At 58.1% G+C, this 22,814-nt stretch carries 10 protein-coding genes and 7 pseudogenes; 6 read left to right on the forward strand and 11 right to left on the reverse strand.

What is annotated here, in order from left to right; genetic code table 11:
• Positions 1-5: 5 nt before the first annotated feature.
• Positions 6-440: pseudogene (locus CKQ53_RS00005) on the forward strand (transglycosylase SLT domain-containing protein); the annotation flags it as partial.
• Here the strand turns inward: CKQ53_RS00005 and tadA are convergent.
• From tadA to murQ, 3 pseudogenes are all read right to left on the reverse strand, one after another.
• Positions 429-925: pseudogene (gene tadA / locus CKQ53_RS00010) on the reverse strand (tRNA adenosine(34) deaminase TadA). The pseudogenes CKQ53_RS00005 and tadA sit on opposite strands and share 12 nt — an antisense overlap.
• Positions 926-992: 67 nt before the next feature.
• Positions 993-1,564: pseudogene (yfhb, locus tag CKQ53_RS00015) on the reverse strand (phosphatidylglycerophosphatase C).
• Positions 1,565-1,703: 139 nt separating this feature from the next.
• Positions 1,704-2,551: pseudogene (gene murQ, locus CKQ53_RS00020) on the reverse strand (N-acetylmuramic acid 6-phosphate etherase).
• 296 nt (positions 2,552-2,847) lie between these two features.
• On the opposite strand from murQ, the pseudogene lapG reads away from it, so the two are divergent.
• Both lapG and lapD read left to right on the forward strand, forming a co-directional pair.
• Positions 2,848-3,485: pseudogene (gene lapG / locus CKQ53_RS00025) on the forward strand (cysteine protease LapG).
• A 9-nt stretch (positions 3,486-3,494) separates the two neighbouring features.
• Positions 3,495-5,439, forward strand: a pseudogene (gene lapD, locus CKQ53_RS00030) (cyclic di-GMP receptor LapD).
• 55 nt (positions 5,440-5,494) lie between these two features.
• Here the strand turns inward: lapD and CKQ53_RS00035 are convergent.
• On the reverse strand, positions 5,495-5,836 hold the full coding sequence (locus CKQ53_RS00035) for a tryptophan synthase subunit beta (RefSeq protein ID WP_118894485.1): 342 nt from the start codon (positions 5,834-5,836) through the stop codon (positions 5,495-5,497).
• 90 nt (positions 5,837-5,926) lie between these two features.
• Positions 5,927-6,514: a type I secretion C-terminal target domain-containing protein gene (locus tag CKQ53_RS18875; protein ID WP_276330736.1), complete on the reverse strand. Its 588-nt coding sequence runs from the start codon at positions 6,512-6,514 to the stop codon at positions 5,927-5,929.
• Here CKQ53_RS18875 and CKQ53_RS18880 point away from each other — a divergent pair.
• Positions 6,485-6,622, forward strand: a complete 138-nt coding sequence (locus tag CKQ53_RS18880; RefSeq protein WP_276330737.1) for a hypothetical protein — start codon at positions 6,485-6,487, stop codon at positions 6,620-6,622. The genes CKQ53_RS18875 and CKQ53_RS18880 overlap by 30 nt on opposite strands.
• A gap of 492 nt (positions 6,623-7,114) precedes the next feature.
• On the opposite strand, the gene CKQ53_RS18885 is transcribed toward CKQ53_RS18880, so the two are convergent.
• From CKQ53_RS18885 to CKQ53_RS00065, 6 genes and pseudogenes are all read right to left on the reverse strand, one after another.
• Entirely contained in the window at positions 7,115-7,441 is a 327-nt protein-coding gene (locus tag CKQ53_RS18885) for a vWA domain-containing protein (protein ID WP_118894490.1), read from the reverse strand.
• Between the two features lie 36 nt (positions 7,442-7,477).
• Complete coding sequence (locus CKQ53_RS18890; RefSeq protein ID WP_118894492.1) at positions 7,478-7,750, reverse strand: hypothetical protein; 273 nt, start codon at positions 7,748-7,750, stop codon at positions 7,478-7,480.
• A 505-nt stretch (positions 7,751-8,255) separates the two neighbouring features.
• The gene (locus tag CKQ53_RS18895; protein ID WP_276330738.1) at positions 8,256-8,390 is read right to left on the reverse strand and encodes a hypothetical protein; all 135 of its coding nucleotides are present in this window, start codon (positions 8,388-8,390) and stop codon (positions 8,256-8,258) included.
• Complete coding sequence (locus tag CKQ53_RS18900; RefSeq protein WP_276330740.1) at positions 8,347-8,814, reverse strand: hypothetical protein; 468 nt, start codon at positions 8,812-8,814, stop codon at positions 8,347-8,349. Before CKQ53_RS18900 ends, CKQ53_RS18895 begins: the two co-directional genes overlap by 44 nt.
• 88 nt (positions 8,815-8,902) lie before the next feature.
• Positions 8,903-8,995, reverse strand: a pseudogene (locus tag CKQ53_RS18905) (hypothetical protein); the annotation flags it as partial.
• Positions 8,956-18,825, reverse strand: coding sequence for an Ig-like domain-containing protein (locus CKQ53_RS00065; RefSeq protein WP_118894498.1), 9,870 nt, complete (start codon positions 18,823-18,825; stop codon positions 8,956-8,958). The pseudogene CKQ53_RS18905 and the gene CKQ53_RS00065, both read right to left, overlap by 40 nt.
• 372 nt (positions 18,826-19,197) lie before the next feature.
• Between CKQ53_RS00065 and CKQ53_RS00070 the strand changes: the two genes are divergently transcribed.
• Together CKQ53_RS00070 and CKQ53_RS00075 are read left to right on the forward strand one after the other, a co-directional pair.
• Positions 19,198-20,550, forward strand: coding sequence for a TolC family outer membrane protein (locus tag CKQ53_RS00070; protein ID WP_094118856.1), 1,353 nt, complete (start codon positions 19,198-19,200; stop codon positions 20,548-20,550).
• A gap of 67 nt (positions 20,551-20,617) precedes the next feature.
• The gene (locus tag CKQ53_RS00075) at positions 20,618-22,798 is read left to right on the forward strand and encodes a type I secretion system permease/ATPase (protein WP_118894501.1); all 2,181 of its coding nucleotides are present in this window, start codon (positions 20,618-20,620) and stop codon (positions 22,796-22,798) included.
• Positions 22,799-22,814 lie beyond the last annotated feature (16 nt).

The raw sequence follows: 22,814 nt of genomic DNA on the forward strand, positions 1-22,814 counted from the left end.
TGGTCGACCGGCTGAATCCAGAAGAAAGTATTCGCGGCGGCGCAAAGTATCTGTCGTTGATGATGCAGCGTATGCCGAACACGATCCCGGACGACGAGAAAATTTGGTTCGCGCTGGCGGCCTACAATATGGGTTACGCCCATCTGATGGATGCGCGCAAGCTGACGGAGAAGCAAAAAGGTAATCCCGACAGCTGGGCGGACGTCAAAATACGCCTGCCGATGCTCAGCCAAAAACGCTATTACCAGCAGACCGCCAACGGCTACGCGAGAGGTCACGAAGCCTACAACGTGGAAAACATCCGTCGCTATATGATCAGCCTGGTCGGCTACCTGACGGAAAAAGAGAACAAAGCGCAGCATATCAAGCAGGCGGGTGAAGGCTATCCCGCAGTCTCACCGGCGCTGGCGCAGTCCGGATTGCATCCCTCAGGAAAGTGATTCCCTTTTGGCCGCCGCCCGGCGCGCCTTTTGCTCTTTCCGCCGCATGCGGAAAAAGTCGCTCAGCTGCGTTGAACACGCCTCCGCCAGCACGCCCGACGTGATTTCAATCTGATGATTCATGCCCGGATGACGCAGAATATCCACCAGCGACCCGGCCGCGCCCGTCTTGGCATCGGCGGCGCCGTAAACCAAACGCCCGATGCGGCTGTGAACCATCGCCCCCGCACACACACAGGGTTCGAGCGTGATGTACAGCGTACTGTTGAGCAGACGGTAGTTTTGCACCACCATACCGCCTTGCCGCAGCGCCATAATCTCGGCATGCGCGGTGGGATCGTGCTGACCGATAGAACGGTTCCAGCCTTCGCCAATCACCTGGTTGTCCAGCACCAGCACCGCGCCGACTCGCCTTCGTCCCAGGCTCGTTGCGCCAGCGTCAGCGCGTGCTGCATCCAAAACTCATCATCATTTACGCTGTTCATCGTGCCTCTTTTACCCGTCAATCCTCGTCAGCGGCGGGCATTATACACGGCGCACCGCGCAGTGGAATTACTCCAGCTGTTGCAGGCTGCCTTGCGGAGTGACGCGCCAGCGATGCTCGCAGAAATAGAGCAGCGGGTTATCCTGTTTGCTGTCGCTATAACCGCTGTAAAGCTTCAGCGGAGCGCCCAGCTGGCGTTCCATCTGCACCACTTTTTCCCGCCCCAGACAGCGTAGCGTGAGCACCCAGCCGCCATAACGCCGGGAAATTTGGCTGCCCATCAGACGTACGCCCGGCAGAAAGGGAGCATCGCGATAGACGGCTTCCACCAACCGCTGCGGAGAGCCGGTAACCAGCCACACCTGAGCATCGCTGGCGCTCAGATAAGTGGTCAGCCGCTGCTGCACCTGAGGAAACGGCGTCACCTGCTGACGAAAACTGTCCACGAACGCTTTTTCCAGCTGTTCAAGCTTCGCCTCGCCGCGGCCTACCGTGATGGCCCACAGCAGGCAGCTCATCGGCCAGCGAGCCGCCCTGCCTCCGCACAGCAACGAGAGCATCACACGGGCAGTACGGGGATGACCACCAGCAGATTCAACGGCAAACGCCGGATCAAATAACGCAGAAAACTGCCGAACATATCCTGCTGATGCAGTGTGCCGTCCAAATCGAAAAATACGACGCGCAACGTTTGCTTATCGTTCAAAACGGGCTCCTTAAAGATGACGGGAGCGTCCCCGCCTCGTTTTGCGGTAATAAAGGGTGAAAAGCGAATGGCGCTATTCCTGTATGGCGTCGCGCAGGTATCCCTGATGACGCGCCAGCTTTTCCTGCGCGCCAGAGCGGCGCCGCAGCCGGTCAGGAGCATAACGATGGCCGGTTTGACCTCAAACCCCGTCTGTTCCAGCGCCTGCCGCGCGACGTCGCGCTCTACGCCGGAGGCTTCCACCACGATACGACAGGCGCGATCGACCAGCTTGGCGTTGGTCGCCTTCACATCCACCATCAAATTTTGGTACACCTTGCCCAACCTGACCATCGCCCCGGTGGAAATCATATTCAAGACTAGCTTCTGGGCGGTGCCGGACTTCAGTCGCGTCGAACCGGTCAGCACTTCCGGTCCGACGACCGGGGAGATGGCGATCTCCGCCAGTCGGCGATCGGCGACGCGGGTTACAGGAAATCGCCGCGGTATGGCAGCCGATGCGGTGCGCATACTCTAGCCCGCCAATGACATAGGGCGTTCTGCCGGATGCCGCCAGTCCAATCACCATATCCTGCGCAGTCAGCGCCAGCGCCGCAGATCCGCCTCCCCGCCCGCGGGGTCATCTTCCGCCCCTTCCACCGCCTTCAGCAAGGCGCTGGGACCGCCCGCGATCAGCCCGATCACCCGGCCGTGTGCGATGCCGAACGTGGGGGGACATTCAGAGGCGTCCAGCACGCCCAAACGACCGCTGGTGCCCGCGCCTAAATAGATCAGTCGCCCGCCCGCCTTCATACACGCGGCGGTGACATCCACAGCCTGCGCAATCGCCGGCAGCACCAGCCGGATCGCTTCCGGCACCCGTCGGTCCTCTTCATTGATGAGAGCCAGCATGTCCAGCGTCGCCATACGATCTAAATCCATCGTCGCCGGGTGACGGCTCTCTGAGACTAATGCCCTAAATCCATACACTTCCTCGTTTGTGAACGCGAAGCTGATACGTGTCAGCTTCGTGATAAATCAGTCGTACCTGCTATCGTTATGACATGGCACTTTTCAGCCGTTCAAAGTAAGCTATGCGGCAGCGGTCTACAATGCCTGATTGTTCAGGCGTCGAATTCAGACCACGGAGTCCGGACTCACCGGTGGGTAACAGAGACGTCACGTTGAAATTTCATGCGCAGCGCCAGTCATTAGTTCATGTTCTATTACACCTCTTCATCGGCAGCCTGCTGCTGGTGGCGGGTACGCTATATGCGGACTGGAATTTCTCCGCCATCAACTCAATCACCGATCAGCGATATGGTCAGGCCACGCCGGAAGCACGCCAGCGGATAGCCGCCTGGCAAGCGTTGATGCAGGCGCAGCAAACGACCACAGAAAGTCAGAAGCTGGAGTCGGTCAATCGCTTTTTCAATGACAGGATAGCTTACCGGGAAGATATCGACGTCTGGCAGCAGGAAGATTACTGGGCTACGCCGATAGAGATGTTACGAAAGGGATGGGCGACTGCGAAGACTATGCGATCGCCAAATATCTGACGCTGGTCCACCTTGGCGTCGAGCGTGAAAAACTGCGTATTACCTACGTTAAAGCGCTGAGCCTAAACCGTGCGCATATGGTGCTCAGCTATTACCCTTCACCGAACGCCATCCCGCTGATCCTGGATAGTTTGATCACCGAGATCCGACCCGCCACCCAGCGTAACGATTTGCTGCCGGTCTATTCCTTTAACGGCGACGGACTCTGGCTGCCTGGCACGGGCGGCAACCGACGCGCCGGCGACAGCAAACGTCTGTCTCGCTGGCAGGACTTATTAATTAAAATGCGCGCAGAAGGATTTTCTCTTGATGAGTAGGATGGGGCTATGTCGCTATTTAAACAATTACTGATAGCCATCTGTTTGTTTATGCTGTTCATTTTCAGCGGTAGTTTTATCGCCAATCTGGAAAGTTCACGCGATCAATATAACAATCAGTTGCACTCGCACGCTCAGGACGCCGCCACGGCTTTGGGCGTCGCGCTCACGCCGAATATCGACGATCCGGCGATGGTGGAACTGCTGGTCAGTTCTATTTTCGATAGCGGCTATTTCTCCAGCATCCGCGTCATCGATCTGGAAACCCAGAAGGTGACGATGGAGCGCGTCACTTCGCCGGAAGTATCGAGCGTTCCCCTGGTTTGTCCGACTGGTGGATTTACAGCCCGGTAATGGACAGGCCATCGTGATGCGCGGCTGGGAACAGGCGGCGCGGGTCGAGGTGGTCAGTCACCCGATGTTCGCCATTGCCAGGCTGTGGCAAGGCACCTCCGCCTCGCTGCTCTGGCTGCTGTCGTGCGGCGGCATCGGGCTCGTGCTTGGCGCTTTGTTCCTGCGCCGACAGCTGCGCGCGCTGGATGACATGGTCGTACAGTCGCTCGCCATTTGCCGTCGCGATTCCTGAGCATTCCCAAACTGCCCAAAACGCCGGAGCTGCGCCGGGTCGTTCAAGCCATGAACCTGATGGTCACCAAATTACAGTCCTTGTTCGAAGAGGAAGCCCAGCGAAGCGAGCGCTTACGTAAGGAAGCCTATCAGGATCCGCAAACCGGACTGGCCAACCGCCGCGCGATGGATATCCAGCTGGAAACCCGCCTGAGCGATGAAGAGGCCTCCACCGGCTACCTGATTATGCTGCGGTTGCAGGATCTGGCAGGCATGAATCAGCGCCTGGGCGCAGCCAAAACGGATGCCTTGCTGGCCTCTGTCGCGCACAATATCCTGAAGTGCAGAAAACGTTATGTCGAAGCCGACAGCCTCGCCGCACGTATTCGCGGCGGAGAGTTCGCCATTTTCTGTCCCGGTCTGGTACAGAAAGAGGCGCAGGCGCTGGCCGACGAACTGTCGAACGGATTGAGGCGCTGTTTCTGACCGGCGAGACGGACGTGTCTCCCGTCGCCCGCTTGGCGTTGGTGTCATTCCAGCACGGGGACTCACCGGCCTCGTTGTTCATCCGCGGCGATCGCCTGCTGATGAAGGCGGAACGCAATTCGGACATCCATGCCGAAGAAGAGGAAAACGGTCAGGAGTCCCAATGGGTGGCAGACCGCCATTACTGGTTTACCCTGCTGGATCCGTTGCTGGCGCAAGAGAATGTCCAGCTGTTCCTGCAGCCGGTCATGGACTGCGCACAAAAGGGTCAGATTCTTCATCACAAGGTGCTGGCGCGCATCCTCGATCAGGAAGGCAACACTATCAATGCAGGGCAATTCTTGCCGTGGATCCAACGCTTTGGATGGAACACGCGTCTTGATCAGGTCATGATGAAACACGCCCTCGCCTACCTGCAACGCTACGACGGTACGCTGGCTTTGAGCCTGTCCGGCAGCACGGTATTAGACCTGCAGCTGATGGCCGAATGGCTGGCGCCGCTGAAAGCGTATCCGCAGCGGGCCTCGCGCTTGATTCTGGAACTGGACGAAAACCAGCTGCCCGATGCACAGCAGCTCGATCTGTTGGTGAAACTGCTCAACGAATTCGGCTGTAAACTGGGACTGCAACACTTCGGCGGCCGCTTTACCATCATCGGTAATCTGTCGAAATGGGGCCTCGCCTATCTGAAAATCGACGGCAGCTATATTCGCGGTATCGATCAGGCGGAAGACAAGAAAGTGTTTATCACCGCGCTGCAACGTGCGATGAATAGCATTGATTTGCCGCTGATTGCGGAGCGAGTAGAAACGGAAGGCGAACTGGAGGAACTGCGTGCGCTGGTATCAGAGGCGCGATGGGCCGACTGTTGGGAGAACCTTTCCCGGTGATCTTTTCCTAAGTCTACGCCACTGACTTGCCGGCTTCGGCAAGTCAGTCTGCATCATGACTGATGTTCAAAACATACCCTCTTCGTCATCGCGAATCAGCGCATCCAATCCCCCCAACGCTTCACGCGCCTGTGCACGCTGAATCAATTTCAGCTGCGCCGCCTGTGGGAAATCCGTGATATTCAGCAAGCCTTTGCTGGTCAGCACCTGAATCAGGTCTTCCAGCACTCGCACCATTTCCAGATCGCTGCTGCGCAGTTGTTCCAGACTAGAAAGAATCGACTGTTGATTATTCATCCACGCCTGTGCCTCAACCGAGTCCTGCGGCAGTTCGCCGTTCATCCCTTCGAACGGGAAACTCTGCACCTGAACCAGGTTACCGTCGTTATCTCGTAATATATAAAACATAGGCTGTCCTTTTACATACCGCCAATAAGGAAACCGGACGCATGACGTCCGGTTTCCTTTTTATTGCCTATCGCGAGTGAGTCTTGATGACTAAGCGCTGTGTTCCGGCTTCGCTATCAGGCTTTCCAGAGAAGGCATCGTCCCGTTGTAATGTTCCAACGTGATGGACGTATCCGGCGTTGCGCCGCCTTGATCCGTGAATTGGCCCTGAGTACTCACCTCAATCGTCGGCGAACCTTGGTTATCCACAATACGGATATAGTGGCTGATATCCGTTCCCGCTTCCAGCTCGCCGACCAAATCGCTCAGGTCGATGCGGTCGCCTTCCGCCGGATTGAAGTCCTTGATGGTATCGAACCCGGTATCGCCCGCCTTCCAGACGAAAGTGTCCGCGCCGCTGCCGCCGATGAGCGTGTCGTTGCCGACACCGCCTCTCAGCACATCATCGCCGGTTCCGCCATACAGGATATCGTCACCCAAACCACCATCCAGATTGTCGTTACCGCCCTGTCCGTACAGGATATCATTACCCGAACCGCCGCTAATCGTATCATTACCGCCCGCAGAGGTGGCAACATCGAATTCAGCGCTGTGTCCGGCGATGTAATCATGTACCTGCTGAACAGAAGCCGTGGTATCCGACCCCAGATGCAGCTGGTTGCCGACATACTGCTGCAAAGCTGGCAAACCGTTGCCGTCAATACCGTCGAACGAGATCGAGTCGCCGAACAGGATATCGTCGCCGTTGCCGCCCAGCAGCGTATCGTGCCGCCGGTCAGGGACTGATTCGAGCCCAGAATCGCTTCGGACAACTGCGCCGGATCGATGTGATCCAACACCACGCCGTCGCTATCGTAGTGCTGCAGGCTCGACGCGCTTCAACGAGTCGCCTACCCGATCGCTTCCACATTCGATACGTGCTGCAACAATGCGTAGCCTTCAGAGGAGTTCGACGTCGTCGCCGAGTTGGCATTGTAACCGTACCCGCCAGATGAGAGATCTCGTAAGTCCCATCGCCTTGGGCGTGACCTGACCGATCACCGTACGCTTACCCCACCCCGACCTGAGTTGGAGTAGTAGTACACGTCGCCGCTGCTGCTGATCACCTCGCGACTCACCCAGAAAGGTTCATTATAGTAGGTTTGGCCCGGTTGGTAATCAACGAGTCGATATCCAACGTCGTACGGCTGTTGACCTTGATCGTATCCGTCTCACGGCCTGATAATAGGTCGGTTCACCATCCGTGATGAAGTAGGTTCAGATTGGTACCGGAGTTGCTTACCACGGTATCGCTCTGAACCAGTTAGCCGCCGTTTTGAACACGTCCTCGTAGTTCGTACCGCCGCCTGAAGTCATTGTTTCCAGCGCCGCAACCAGTTTGGACAAGGCGTTCGAATCCGACAGGTTGACGGAAATAGTCTGGCCGACCTTCGTATCGAAGTCCGCCAGGAACACATTCACCGACCCCGCATGGACATCCGACGTGCTCTTGATCAGGTTGTTGAAGACATTGGTCAGCGAAGACACCGTCTTGCTGATGCTGTCATTCGACATACTGCCGGAGGAGTCCACCAGGAAGGCAATATTGTAGTTTTGCCCTTCCATGATCTGCAGGCGGAAACGTCGCCGACGATCAGGTCGTTACTGTTCGTTTCCCGTCAGCACATCGTCACCCGTGGTCCCCATCGTGGCGCCGAACTGTTCCACTTCCTGCGAAGAGTAACCGGTCGACGAATCGTAGTTCGCCACTTCGGTCGCCGTCGCCTGCGCAATGATGTCGAACTTGCCGGCATCGACAGGCGTCTGAATAGTGATGGTTCCGGCTAACGTATCCAGATGCTGAGCATTGGTAATCAGGTACACGCCATCCGCACCGACGGTGACCGTCACGTTATTGATGTGGTCGGTCAACACGGAGCCTTCCGGAATTCCGTCAGCGTAATACCCGACAACTGCTCGCTGCCGTCAAGGTCGGTCAGCGCCGCAGACACGGTTAACTCATGCTGCTGATAGCCGACCTGCTCCGCGACGGACTCTTCTTGAAGTCCGCTTATCTGCCGCGATTGTAACTGGCGTCGCCATAGATAATGCGTCCAGATGGTTTCGCTCCGCTGATCAGCGTATTGCCCTGATACGTAATGTTCACAGAGTCATACGTATTCACATTGGTGGCGGCATTGTTGTTCGGACCCACGTAGGTGGCATAGCCATCGGCCGTCGTGCCTTCAACAAAGATGTAGTCAGGACGCGTCCCAGACGCTTCCGTCCCGCTGTTGCCGGTGACCGCGTTCAGCGGACGCCAATTGCCATCCTGATAGTAGCCGCTGCCGTTATGGACGACGAACAGGTCGGTGTACTGGCTGCTGTGCCAGTAGAGTTCCCCTGACCGTAGTAAGCGACCACGCCGTTACCCACAATTTCAGGCCACCGTATCGCCCTCAGACAGCCAAATGCGTACGTTGTCGCCGATACGCACAATCTTGCCGTCCTGAACGTCGAAACCGCCGTTTTCACTGCCGCCGTTGACCTTGATGTAAGACGGCGTCGTCGGCACCGTTTTCACCGCTGGTGATATCCAGTGAAACGACCGGCGTATCGGCTACCGGCGTCACGTTAACCGTGACTTCGCCCTGAGAACCGGTGTTGCCCGCGGCATCAACCGGCTGCCAGCTCAGTTCCGCCAGTCCATTGCCGGACACATTGGCCGCAGGAACGAAGCGCAACGCGGTATCCGCCGCCGTGAACTCCTGACCCACGGTCACCTGATGCCATTCACCGCCCTGGCTGTAGTAGAACGAACCCGCGCTGGCATCCGGCAACAAAGAGATCACGATGCTGCTGGTGTCGGAGGACACGCCCAGATCGCCCCAGGCGATCGACAGCGCCGTATCTTCCGCGACGGTCAGCGGTGTGGCTGCCGCCGTCCGGACCGACCGTATCAACCCCGTAGCCGTGATCGGCCGTTGCCGTGGTCGCATTGCCCGACATATCCAGCGTCGTGACAGACGCGTGGATCTGGGAGTCGCCCGCCAGCACGCTACCCGGAACATTGACGCTCCAGATATTGCTGCCGTCTGCCGCCGCGAACACGTTCGTTTGATAAGACTGACCGCCAACGGTCACCGTGACGATGTCGCCGACATGTACGTCGTTACCCACGCGCCCGGTGATGGTCTGGGTCTGACCTGATTCCGCAGGTTAATGGTGTTATCCGCCGTGACCGCGTCAATCGTGATGCTGGCTTCCGGCGCGGACGTATCAACCGCGTAGCTGTGGTCTGCCGACGCCGTTGCCGAGTTGCCGACAACATCCGTGGTGGTGACTTCCGCATGAATTTGCGCGTTACCGGCCAGGACTGCACCCGGCACATTCACGCTCCAAACGGTGTCCCCATCATCATTGACGATAACTTCGGTCTGGTAACTCGTATCGCCCACTTTGACCGTCACAATATCGCCTGCCTGCACGTCATTGCCGACGTGGCCGGAGATCGTCTGGGTTTGTCCAGACTCCGCGATGTTGATGGTGTTGTCGCTGGTCACATCATCGATGGTGATGCTGGCATCCGGCAATACCGTATCGACCGTGTAAGTATGGTCGGCGGTCGCCGTCGTCGCATTTCCCGCCTGATCGGTGGTGGTCACCGCGGCATGAACCACAGTATCCAGAGCAAGCACGCTGCCCAGAATAACGACGCTCCACACTTTGGCGCCATCCGCCGCCGTAGTCACATTGGTCTGATAAGACTGACCCGCGACGTTGACCGTCACCGTATCGCCGACACGGACGTCGTTGCCGACGCGGCCAGAGATGGTCTGCGGCTGGTTGCTTTCAGCCTGGTTGATTGAATCATCGTCGGTGATCGTATCAATGGTGATACTGGCTTCCGGCGCGGCGGTATCGACGCTGTAGCCCTGATCTGCCGTGGCAGTCGTCGGGTTACCCGCCGCATCCGTCGTCGTGACTTCGGCGTGGATCTGATTGTTACCGGCCAGTACGTCGCCCGGTACGTTGACGCTCCATACGTTGCCGTTATCCGACGCCGTGACGGTGGTCTGGTACGCCTGATCGCCAATCGTGACGGTCACCGTATCGCCGACCTGTACGTCGTTGCCGACGCGGCCGGTGATGGCCTGTGGCTGACCCGCTTCGGCGATATTCAGCGTGTTATCACCGGTGACGTTATCGATGGTGATCGACGCTTCCGGCGCGGCGGTATCGACTGCGTAGTTGTGATCGGCACCCGCCGTGGTGGCATTGCCCGCGCCATCCGTGGTGGTGACTTCGGCATGGATCTGGCTGTTACCGGCCAGCACATCGCCCGGCACGTTAACGCTCCATACGTTGCCGTTATCCGAGCCAGTAACAGTGGTCTGGTAAGCCTGATCGCCGATGGTCACGGTCACCGTATCGCCGACCTGCACGTCGTTGCCCACGCGACCGGTGATGGCCTGCGGCTGTCCGGCTTCCGCGATGTTCAGCGTATTGTCACCGGTGACGTTATCGATGGTGATCGACGCTTCCGGCGCGGCGGTATCGACCGCGTAGCTGTGATCTGCGGATGCCGTGGTCGGGTTACCGGCCGCATCCGTCGTCGTGACTTCGGCGTGGATCTGATTGTTACCCGCCAGTACATCACCCGGTACGTTGACGCTCCACACGTTGCCATTATCGGACGCGGTGACGGTGGTACGGTAAGACTGGTCACCGATGGTGACGGTGACCGTATCGCCCACCTGCACATCGTTGCCAACGCGACCAGTAATGGCCTGCGGCTGACCGGCTTCAGTGATATTGACGGTGTTATCAGAAGTCACATCATCGATGCCGATTGACGCTTCCGGGGCCGCCGTGTCGACCGCATAGCTGTGGTCAGCACCGGCAGTCGTCGCATTACCTGCACCGTCAGTGGTGGTCACTTCGGCATGGATCTGGTTGTTACCGGCCAGCACATCGCCCGGTACGTTGACGCTCCACACGTTACCGTTATCCGAGCCAGTGACGGTGGTCTGGTAGGCCTGATCGCCAATAGTGACGGTCACCGTATCACCCACCTGCACGTCGTTGCCAACGCGACCCGTAATGGCCTGGGGCTGACCCGCTTCGGTGATGTTGATGGTGTTATCACCGGTCACGTTATCGATAGAGATAGACGCTTCTGGCGCGGCGGTATCGACCGCGTAGCTGTGATCAGCACCGGCTGACGTCGCATTGCCTGCGCCGTCGGTGGTGGTCACTTCGGCATGGATCTGGTTGTTACCCGCCAGCACCTCGCCCGGTACGTTGACGCTCCACACGTTGCCGTTATCCGACGCCGTGACGGTGGTCTGGTAAGCCTGATCGCCAATCGTCACAGTGACGGTATCGCCGACCTGTACGTCGTTGCCGACGCGGCCGGTGATGGCCTGCGGCTGACCCGCTTCCGTGATATTGATGGTGTTATCACCGGTGACGTTATCGATGGTGATCGACGCTTCCGGCGCGGCGGTATCGACCGCGTAGTTGTGATCGGCCCCGGCGGTGGTGGCGTTGCCTGCACCGTCGGTGGTGGTGACTTCGGCGTGGATCTGGTTATTACCGGCCAGTACCTCGCCCGGTACCGTCACACTCCACACGTTGCCGTTATCGGATGCCGTGACGGTGGTCTGGTACGCCTGTTCGCCAATCGTGACGGTCACCGTATCGCCCACCTGCACGTCGTTGCCGACGCGACCGGTGATCGCCTGCGGCTGACCAGCTTCCGTGATATTGATGGTGTTATCACCGGTGACGTTATCGATGGTGATCGACGCTTCCGGCGCGGCGGTATCGACTGCGTAGTTGTGATCGGCACCCGCCGTGGTGGCATTGCCCGCGCCATCCGTGGTGGTGACTTCGGCATGGATCTGGCTGTTACCGGCCAGTACGTCGCCCGGTACCGTCACACTCCACACGTTGCCGTTATCGGACGCGGTGACCGTGGTCTGGTACGACTGATCGCCAATGGTGACGGTGACCGTATCGCCCACCTGCACGTCGTTGCCGACACGGCCCGTCACATTCTGGTTCTGGCCTGCCTCAGCGATATTGACGGTATTATCAGAAGTCACATCGTCGATGGTGATGCTGGCTTCCGGCGCGGCGGTATCGACCGCGTAGTTGTGATCGGCACCGGCGGTGGTGGCGTTGCCTGCACCATCCGTCGTCGTCACTTCCGCATGGATCTGGTCGTTACCGGCCAAGACATCGCCCGGCACGTTGACACTCCACACGTTGCCGTTATCCGACGCGGTGACAGTGGTCTGGTACGCCTGATCGCCGATCGTCACGGTCACCGTATCGCCCACCTGTACGTCGTTGCCGACGCGGCCGGTGATGGCCTGCGGCTGACCCGCTTCGGCGATATTGATGGTGTTATCACCGGTCACATTATCGATGGTGATCGACGCTTCCGGCGCGGCGGTATCGACGCTGTAGCCGTGATCTGCGGATGCCGTAGTCGGGTTACCGGCCGTATCCGTCGTCGTGACTTCGGCGTGGATCTGATTGTTACCGGCCAGTACATCGCCCGGCACGTTGACGCTCCACACATTGCCGTTATCGGACGCCGTGACGGTGGTCTGGTAAGCCTGATCGCCAATCGTGACGGTGACCGTATCACCCACCTGCACGTCGTTGCCGACACGGCCGGTGATGGCCTGCGGCTGTCCGGCTTCGTCGATGTTCAGCGTATTGTCTGCCGTTACATCATCAATGGTGATGCTGGCTTCCGGCGCGGCTGTGTCGACCGCGTAGCTGTGATCGGCCCCGGCGGTGGTGGCGTTGCCTGCACCGTCGGTGGTGGTCACTTCGGCGTGGATCTGGCTGTTACCGGCCAAGATATCGCCCGGCACGTTGACGCTCCACACGTTGCCGTTATCCGACGCGGTGACGGTAGTCTGGTAAGACTGGTCACCGATGGTGACGGTCACCGTATCGCCGACCTGTACGTCGTTGCCGACGCGACCGGTGATCGCCTGCGGCTGACCCGCTTCGGCGATATTGACGGTGTTGTCGCCGGTCACATTATCGATGGTGATCGACGCTTCCGGCGCAGTGGTATCTACCACATAGCCCTGATCTGCCGTGGCCGTCGTCGGGTTACCGGCCGCATCGGAAGTGATGACTTCGGCATGGATCTGGTTATTACCGGCCAGCACCTCGCCCGGCACGTTGACGCTCCACACGTTGCCGTTATCCGACGCCGTGACGGTGGTCTGGTAAGCCTGATCGCCAATCGTCACAGTGACGGTATCGCCGACCTGTACGTCGTTGCCGACGCGGCCGGTGATGGCCTGCGGCTGACCCGCTTCCGTGATATTGATGGTGTTATCACCGGTGACGTTATCGATGGTGATCGACGCTTCCGGCGCGGCGGTATCGACCGCGTAGTTGTGATCGGCCCCGGCGGTGGTGGCGTTGCCTGCACCGTCGGTGGTGGTGACTTCGGCGTGGATCTGGTTATTACCGGCCAGTACCTCGCCCGGTACCGTCACACTCCACACGTTGCCGTTATCGGATGCCGTGACGGTGGTCTGGTACGCCTGTTCGCCAATCGTGACGGTCACCGTATCGCCCACCTGCACGTCGTTGCCGACGCGACCGGTGATCGCCTGCGGCTGACCAGCTTCCGTGATATTGATGGTGTTATCACCGGTGACGTTATCGATGGTGATCGACGCTTCCGGCGCGGCGGTATCGACTGCGTAGTTGTGATCGGCACCCGCCGTGGTGGCATTGCCCGCGCCATCCGTGGTGGTGACTTCGGCATGGATCTGGCTGTTACCGGCCAGTACGTCGCCCGGTACCGTCACACTCCACACGTTGCCGTTATCGGACGCGGTGACCGTGGTCTGGTACGACTGATCGCCAATGGTGACGGTGACCGTATCGCCCACCTGCACGTCGTTGCCGACACGGCCCGTCACATTCTGGTTCTGGCCTGCCTCAGCGATATTGACGGTATTATCAGAAGTCACATCGTCGATGGTGATGCTGGCTTCCGGCGCGGCGGTATCGACCGCGTAGTTGTGATCGGCACCGGCGGTGGTGGCGTTGCCTGCACCATCCGTCGTCGTCACTTCCGCATGGATCTGGTCGTTACCGGCCAAGACATCGCCCGGCACGTTGACACTCCACACGTTGCCGTTATCCGACGCGGTGACAGTGGTCTGGTACGCCTGATCGCCGATCGTCACGGTCACCGTATCGCCCACCTGTACGTCGTTGCCGACGCGGCCGGTGATGGCCTGCGGCTGACCCGCTTCGGCGATATTGATGGTGTTATCACCGGTCACATTATCGATGGTGATCGACGCTTCCGGCGCGGCGGTATCGACGCTGTAGCCGTGATCTGCGGATGCCGTAGTCGGGTTACCGGCCGTATCCGTCGTCGTGACTTCGGCGTGGATCTGATTGTTACCGGCCAGTACATCGCCCGGCACGTTGACGCTCCACACATTGCCGTTATCGGACGCCGTGACGGTGGTCTGGTAAGCCTGATCGCCAATCGTGACGGTGACCGTATCACCCACCTGCACGTCGTTGCCGACACGGCCGGTGATGGCCTGCGGCTGTCCGGCTTCGTCGATGTTCAGCGTATTGTCTGCCGTTACATCATCAATGGTGATGCTGGCTTCCGGCGCGGCTGTGTCGACCGCGTAGCTGTGATCGGCCCCGGCGGTGGTGGCGTTGCCTGCACCGTCGGTGGTGGTCACTTCGGCGTGGATCTGGCTGTTACCGGCCAAGATATCGCCCGGCACGTTGACGCTCCACACGTTGCCGTTATCCGACGCGGTGACGGTAGTCTGGTAAGACTGGTCACCGATGGTGACGGTCACCGTATCGCCGACCTGTACGTCGTTGCCGACGCGACCGGTGATCGCCTGCGGCTGACCCGCTTCGGCGATATTGACGGTGTTGTCGCCGGTCACATTATCGATGGTGATCGACGCTTCCGGCGCAGTGGTATCTACCACATAGCCCTGATCTGCCGTGGCCGTCGTCGGGTTACCGGCCGCATCGGAAGTGATGACTTCGGCATGGATCTGGTTATTACCGGCCAGCACCTCGCCCGGCACGTTGACGCTCCACACGTTGCCGTTATCCGACGCCGTGACGGTGGTCTGGTAAGCCTGATCGCCAATCGTCACAGTGACGGTATCGCCGACCTGTACGTCGTTGCCGACGCGGCCGGTGATGGCCTGCGGCTGACCCGCTTCCGTGATATTGATGGTGTTATCACCGGTGACGTTATCGATGGTGATCGACGCTTCCGGCGCGGCGGTATCGACCGCGTAGTTGTGATCGGCCCCGGCGGTGGTGGCGTTGCCTGCACCGTCGGTGGTGGTGACTTCGGCGTGGATCTGGTTATTACCGGCCAGTACCTCGCCCGGTACCGTCACACTCCACACGTTGCCGTTATCGGATGCCGTGACGGTGGTCTGGTACGCCTGTTCGCCAATCGTGACGGTCACCGTATCGCCCACCTGCACGTCGTTGCCGACGCGACCGGTGATCGCCTGCGGCTGACCAGCTTCCGTGATATTGATGGTGTTATCACCGGTGACGTTATCGATGGTGATCGACGCTTCCGGTGCGGCGGTATCGACTGCGTAGTTGTGATCGGCACCCGCCGTGGTGGCATTGCCCGCGCCATCCGTGGTGGTGACTTCGGCATGGATCTGGCTGTTACCGGCCAGTACATCGCCCGGCACGTTGACGCTCCACACATTGCCGTTATCGGACGCCGTGACGGTGGTCTGGTAAGCCTGATCGCCAATCGTGACGGTGACCGTATCACCCACCTGCACGTCGTTGCCGACACGGCCGGTGATGGCCTGCGGCTGTCCGGCTTCGTCGATGTTCAGCGTATTGTCTGCCGTTACATCATCAATGGTGATGCTGGCTTCCGGCGCGGCTGTGTCGACCGCGTAGCTGTGATCGGCCCCGGCGGTGGTGGCGTTGCCTGCACCGTCGGTGGTGGTCACTTCGGCGTGGATCTGGCTGTTACCGGCCAAGATATCGCCCGGCACGTTGACGCTCCACACGTTGCCGTTATCCGACGCGGTGACGGTAGTCTGGTAAGACTGGTCACCGATGGTGACGGTCACCGTATCGCCGACCTGTACGTCGTTGCCGACGCGACCGGTGATCGCCTGCGGCTGACCCGCTTCGGCGATATTGACGGTGTTGTCGCCGGTCACGTTATCGATAGAGATAGACGCTTCCGGCGCAGTGGTATCTACCACATAGCCCTGATCTGCCGTGGCCGTCGTCGGGTTACCGGCCGCATCGGAAGTGATGACTTCGGCATGGATCTGGTTATTACCGGCCAGCACCTCGCCCGGCACGTTGACGCTCCACACGTTGCCGTTATCCGACGCCGTGACGGTGGTCTGGTAAGCCTGATCGCCAATCGTCACAGTGACGGTATCGCCGACCTGTACGTCGTTGCCGACGCGGCCGGTGATGGCCTGCGGCTGACCCGCTTCCGTGATATTGATGGTGTTATCACCGGTGACGTTATCGATGGTGATCGACGCTTCCGGCGCGGCGGTATCGACCGCGTAGTTGTGATCGGCCCCGGCGGTGGTGGCGTTGCCTGCACCGTCGGTGGTGGTGACTTCGGCGTGGATCTGGTTATTACCGGCCAGTACCTCGCCCGGTACCGTCACACTCCACACGTTGCCGTTATCGGATGCCGTGACGGTGGTCTGGTACGCCTGTTCGCCAATCGTGACGGTCACCGTATCGCCCACCTGCACGTCGTTGCCGACGCGACCGGTGATCGCCTGCGGCTGACCAGCTTCCGTGATATTGATGGTGTTATCACCGGTGACGTTATCGATGGTGATCGACGCTTCCGGTGCGGCGGTATCGACTGCGTAGTTGTGATCGGCACCCGCCGTGGTGGCATTGCCCGCGCCATCCGTGGTGGTGACTTCGGCATGGATCTGGCTGTTACCGGCCAGTACGTCGCCCGGTACCGTCACACTCCACACGTTGCCGTTATCGGACGCGGTGACCGTGGTCTGGTACGACTGATCGCCAATGGTGACGGTGACCGTATCGCCCACCTGCACGTCGTTGCCGACACGGCCCGTCACATTCTGGTTCTGGCCTGCCTCAGCGATATTGACGGTATTATCAGAAGTCACATCGTCGATGGTGATGCTGGCTTCCGGCGCGGCGGTATCGACCGCGTAGTTGTGATCGGCACCCGCAGTGGTGGCATTGCCCGCGCCATCCGTCGTCGTGACTTCGGCGTGGATCTGATTGTTACCTGCCAGTACGTCGCCCGGCACGCTGACGCTCCACACGTTGCCGTTATCGGAGCCAGTGACGGTGGTCTGGTAAGCCTGATCGCCAATCGTGACGGTCACCGTATCACCCACCTGCACGTCGTTACCGACGCGACCGGTGATCGCCTGCGGCTGACCCGCTTCGGCGATATTGATGGTGTTGTCACCGGTCACATTATCGATGGTGATAGACGCTTCCGGTGCTGAGATATCGACGCTGTAGCCCTGATCTGCCGTAGCCGTCGTCGGGTTACCGGCGGCATCGGAAGTGGTCACTTCCGCGTGGATCTGATTGTTACCGGCCAGTACATCGCCCGGCACGTTGACGCTCCACACCTTGCCATTATCGGAGGCGGTCACGGTGGTCTGGTACGCCTGATCGCCAATCGTGACGGTCACCGTATCGCCGACCTGTACGTCGTTGCCGACGCGGCCGGTGATGGCCTGTGGCTGACCCGCTTCGGCGATGTTCAGCGTATTGTCTGCCGTCACATCATCAATCGTGATGCTGGCTTCGGGTGCAATAAGGTCAACGGCATAGCCGCGATCGGCGGTCGCCGTCGTCAGGTTGCCCGCATCGTCGGTAGTAATGACTTCGGCGTGGATCTGTGAATTATCGGCCAGCGTACTGCCCGCGACATCCACGCTCCAGACGTTATTGCCATCGTCATCATCAACCACAGAAGTTCTGTAGGTGTTTCCGCCGATGGTCACCGTGACGGTGTCGCCGATTTTCACCTCACCGCCGACACGGCCGGTGATGGTCTGTGTCTCGCCAGATTCCGCCAGATTAACGCGGTCGTCAGACGTGATCGGGTCGATGGTGATCGTCGCGTCTGGCGCGAGGGTATCAACCGTCACGGAACCTTGAGAGCCCTGACCGGGATTACCGGCGTCATCGGTATAGCTTCCGTCAGGCACGGTGACAGACACCGAGCCGTCATAGTCGTTTTCCGGCGTCAAAATCGCGACCCAGTGTGTAGGATCGTTAGGGTCCTGAGTCAGGCCGGTAATAGTGCCATGATCAACGGTGATATCCGTCAGGTCGAAATCTTTCGGCGTTTCCGAAAATTTGAACTCGACCTTTCCATCTTCCGCGAAGGAAATGGCGAGCGAAGGAGCCGTTGTATCGGCAGAAGCCGCTTCAGAAGAAGAATCAGTTGGCATACCTGAACTGAGACGGCCGCCGGAAGTGTCTTCGGAAGAAACATCTGATGCAGAGGTTAGCGTTCCGGTCTCGTAACCAGAAGTCGGATCCACTACGTTGTTCGTCAGGTCCAGTACGACGTTCTCGCGATGACCGCCGCCCTCGCCGGCTTCACCGATGTCAGTACTGGCTTCATTGCCCGCAGCGGTGGCCTCAAGTGACTGCGTCGGGTCCAGACCCTTCGCGATGGCTTCCTGAACGGAAGCGACATCTTGCGCCTCTGTCGCACGATGCTCTGCGGTCGTCCCCGTATTCTGGGACTCGCTCCACTGGCTATCGCGTCCCAAATCCAGAGTCCGTCCATCCGGCAGTGAAATTGAAACGGCGCCAGCATTGCCTGTGGCCACTTGCTCGCCGCGATAGATATGGTCGCCAGCAGATACCTGACGTTGAGTACCATCCTGCGCTACGACAAATACTTGTCCGATAACAAATTTGATGGTACCGATAACGCTACTCACAATAGCATCTCCTCAATATTTCCGATGGAATCCACCGAATGAAAAAACCGATTAAATTAATATGTAAAGCCTTTTTATAACTCGGGCTTTAAAGGATGATTTCAATCTCTTGTTATTACTTTATTATTGCATCTGAAAGTATTTAGCTGACGTCAATGACTTGACTCAGACCCTAATATAATAAAAAATTTGGAACATTCTTACCAAAATTTTTACTCGATTAGAGCAAAGATTTTGCGGTAATGCGCCAATTTTTTCGATAAGCGGCTAATGGATTGACAGCTATCATTTATTTAATGGGTCGTTGCTTCCTCTAGTCATTATTGAAAAAGAAATAACTCATTATTAATGGCATTCAGGAAAAAGCGTTATATGAAGCGTAAAAATCCATTTATTTCTTTACTTTTATTAATCACGGTTTCCCCTATTTCATTTGCTGACACGTTAAAAGATGCAATTGAAAACACGCTAAATACTCACCCTGAAATAAGCGCGGCTAGTAACAGTCGTCACTCAGCGGAGAGAAATGTGCGTGCTGCCCAGGGGGGCTATCTGCCGAGTATTTCTCTCAACGCCGGTATCGGCAAAGAGAACCTCGACACTCCTTCCACCCGCGCTCAGAACAGTAACAACGACATTCTTACGCGTCGAGAAACATCAATCAACCTTAGTCAGAGGGTCTTTGATGGTTTCGAAACGTCTAATACCGTTGCTCAGCAAAAAGCAACGGTCAATTCCAGAGCCTACAAAACGCTGAACACCAGCGAGGCTCGCGCGCTCGATGCAGTCCAGGCCTACCTCGATGTCTTGCAGCGTCACGAATTTTTGCGTCTGGCTGAGGAGAATCTGAGCACCAACCAGCGCATTTACGATCAAATCAAACTGCGTTCCGAACAGGGCGTCGGTCGTCTTGCCGACCTGGAACAGGCCGAAGCGCGTGTCGCACAGGCGCGCAATAATGTGCTGACCGAACAAACCAACCTGACCGATGCGGAAAGCAACTATTTCAGCGTTGTCGGTAAAGAGCCGGTAGGCCTGCAGCTCCCGAGCAGCGATCTGCTGAACGTCCCCGCCACGCTGGTCGATGCGAAACGCGTCATGGTAGCAAATAGCCCGATTCTGAAGTCTGCCGAGTCGGATATCGAAGCGACCAGAAAGCAGTACGAAGCTCAAAAATCCGGTTTCTATCCCAAATTTAACGTTGAGCTTGCCCGTACGTTAGACGAAAATGTCGACGGTACGCGCGGCAAGTACAACGAATGGCAAGCCATGCTGCGTATGCGCTATAACTTATACGAAGGCGGCAGCACCAAGGCGACGCTGGAATCGAAAGCTTTCCAGGTCAAAGAAGCGGAAGATGTTCGTAATAACACGTTGCGTCAGCTGAATGAAGAGTTGCGTCTGTCCTGGTCCGCGATGAATAATGCGCGCCAACAGCTGCCTATCGCGCAAGAATACGCGGAACGCAGCCGCCGCGTGCGCGACGCCTATCAGAAGCAGTTTAGTCTGGGCGAACGCACCCTGCTGGACGTACTGGATAGTGAAAACGAACGCTTTACCGCACAACGCCGAATGGTTGAGATTCGTTTCCTGTCGCTGTATAGCCAATATCGACTGAAAGCCCGTATGGGTGACCTATTGAACAGCCTGTCTATTCCTGCGCCAACCGCAGGTCAAAGCCTGAGCGCTGTCAATACGCAGGTAGATCTGCCTGACTTACAATAATGTTTCAGTCAGCCTATGCCTTTTCCGTCCGCGGAAAAGGCATTCTTAGTTAAGGAATGTTTGGTTAATGATGCCACAGCATGAACAACCACCCGGCAGCACCGACGCCGCTTCCGTAAACCACGATCCTCGCAATCGTCACGATGACCCTCTGCTTGATAGCCTGTTGATACTTTGCAAACTTCAGGGCAAAACCGCCAGCCGTACCACGCTGACCGCCGGATTGCCGCTCGCCGAGCAAAGATTGACGGTTGAGCTATTGCCGCGTGCCGCGGCGCGTGCAGGACTGCAAGCCCGCGTGCTGAAACGACCGCTGAATGCGATCTCCGGCATGTCGCTGCCCGCGATGCTGCTGATGCGAGAAGGCCGTTCCGCCATCCTGTTAGGTTGGAACAGCGACGGCAGCGCTCGTATTATGCCCAGCGAAACTGAGGGCGGCGAAATCGTCGTCGAACACAGTACCTTGCAGCAAAACTATTTGGGACTAGTGATGTTCGCGCAGCCTCGACATTCGTTCGATCTGCAGCAAACCTCGTTGATCCCGCGCACAAAATCCTGGTTCAAGGACACTCTAAAGCTGTCACGCTTCCTATATATGGACGCGATTCTCGCCAGCCTGCTCATCAACATCATCGCGCTCGCCACTCCCTTGTTCGTGATGAACGTTTATGACCGTGTGGTGCCTAATCAGGCGACATCAACGCTATGGGTTCTCGCCCTCGGCGTCAGCGGCGCTTTCTTTTTTGATCTGATATTGCGAACACTCCGCAGTATCTGTCTGGATATCGCGGGTAAAAAAACCGACCTTATCCTTTCCGCCACGCTGTTTGAACGCATCACCGGCATGGCGATGAAAGCACGCCCCGCCCGCGTCGGCAGCTTCGCGCAAAATATTCATGAATTTCAGCTGCTGCGGGACTTTTTGTCCTCGTTGACGCTGACCACGCTGATCGATTTTCCCTTTACTTTGTTGCTGTTGCTGGTCATTGGCATCATCGGCGGCCCGCTGGTGTGGATCCCTATCCTCGCCTTCCCGCTGGCGTTGCTGGTGAGCTGGGCGCTGCAAAAGCCGCTGACCTCAACCATTGAAAAATCGTTGCACCTGGCGAGCGAACGTCAGGCGACGCTGATCGAAACACTGACCGGGCTTGATGCGATTAAGGTCAATAATGCGGAAAGTGAGCGCCAGCATCAGTGGGAGCAAACAATCGGCAGCCTCAGCCGTCTGGAAATGCGCGCGAAAACGCTCTCTTCGCTGGCGGTGAATCTGACACAGTGGTTCCAGCAGCTCGCGGGCGTCATCATGATCGTCGTCGGCGTTTATCTGCTGATCGACGGTAAACTGAGTATGGGGGCGCTGATCGCCTGCTACATGCTTAACGGACGCGCCTTGATTCCGCTAGGACAGCTTTCCGGTCTGGTCACCCGCTATCAGCAAGCCAAACTGACGATGGTGACGACAGAGCAAATGATGGAGCTTCCGCAGGAGCGCCAGGAAGACGAGCGCCCGCTGAAACGAGAAAGCATCATCGGCGGCATCGAGTTTCGCGATGTCACCTTCAATTACCCGGAACAGAAGATGCGTTCTCTGTCGAACATTAACCTGACCATTCAGCCAGGTGAGAAAGTCGGCATCATTGGACGGACCGGGTCTGGCAAAAGCTCGCTGGAAAAATTACTCGTCAATCTCTACCAACCGACCAGCGGTAATCTGCTGATCGATGGGGTCGACGCACGGCAGTTGGACGTCAGCGACCTGCGCCATAACATCGGCTATGTTCCGCAGGATATCCAGCTGTTCAGCGGTTCGCTGCGCGATAACCTGATTTGCGGCGCACGCTACGTGGAAGACGAAGCCATGCTGCGCGCGGCCGACATCGCCGGCGTCAGCGAGTTCGCCCGACTTCATCCCGACGGTTACAATCTGCAGGTCGGTGAGCGCGGTTTACAGCTCTCCGGCGGCCAACGCCAGGCGGTGGCCATTGCGCGAGCCCTGCTGCTGGAGCCGCCGATTCTGGTGATGGATGAACCCACCAGCGCGATGGATAACAGCAACGAAGATCGCCTCAAGCAGGCACTGCAATCCGCATTGATCAACAAGACGCTGCTGCTGGTGACGCACCGCGTATCCATGCTGTCGCTGGTTGACCGCCTGATCATCATGGATAAAGGCCGCATTATTGCCGACGGGCCGAAAGCCATCGTGATGGATGCATTAAAGAAGGGGCAGATCAATGCGTCTCGTTGAAAGCACTAAAAAAATA

Source organism: Lonsdalea britannica, assembly GCF_003515985.1.
Classification (GTDB): Bacteria; Pseudomonadota; Gammaproteobacteria; order Enterobacterales; family Enterobacteriaceae; genus Lonsdalea; species Lonsdalea britannica.

Bases quoted from the DNA above. Each gene is read 5' to 3' on its own strand.
- CKQ53_RS00035 (WP_118894485.1), bottom strand. From the start codon at position 5,836: ATGTTTTATATATTACGAGATAACGACGGTAACCTGGTTCAGGTGCAG.
- CKQ53_RS18880 (WP_276330737.1), top strand. From the start codon at position 6,485: ATGCAGCTGGTTGCCGACATACTGCTGCAAAGCTGGCAAACCGTTGCC.
- CKQ53_RS18885 (WP_118894490.1), bottom strand. From the start codon at position 7,441: ATGGAAGGGCAAAACTACAATATTGCCTTCCTGGTGGACTCCTCCGGC.
- CKQ53_RS18900 (WP_276330740.1), bottom strand. From the start codon at position 8,814: ATGCGACCACGGCAACGGCCGATCACGGCTACGGGGTTGATACGGTCG.
- CKQ53_RS00070 (WP_094118856.1), top strand. From the start codon at position 19,198: ATGAAGCGTAAAAATCCATTTATTTCTTTACTTTTATTAATCACGGTT.
- CKQ53_RS00075 (WP_118894501.1), top strand. From the start codon at position 20,618: ATGATGCCACAGCATGAACAACCACCCGGCAGCACCGACGCCGCTTCC.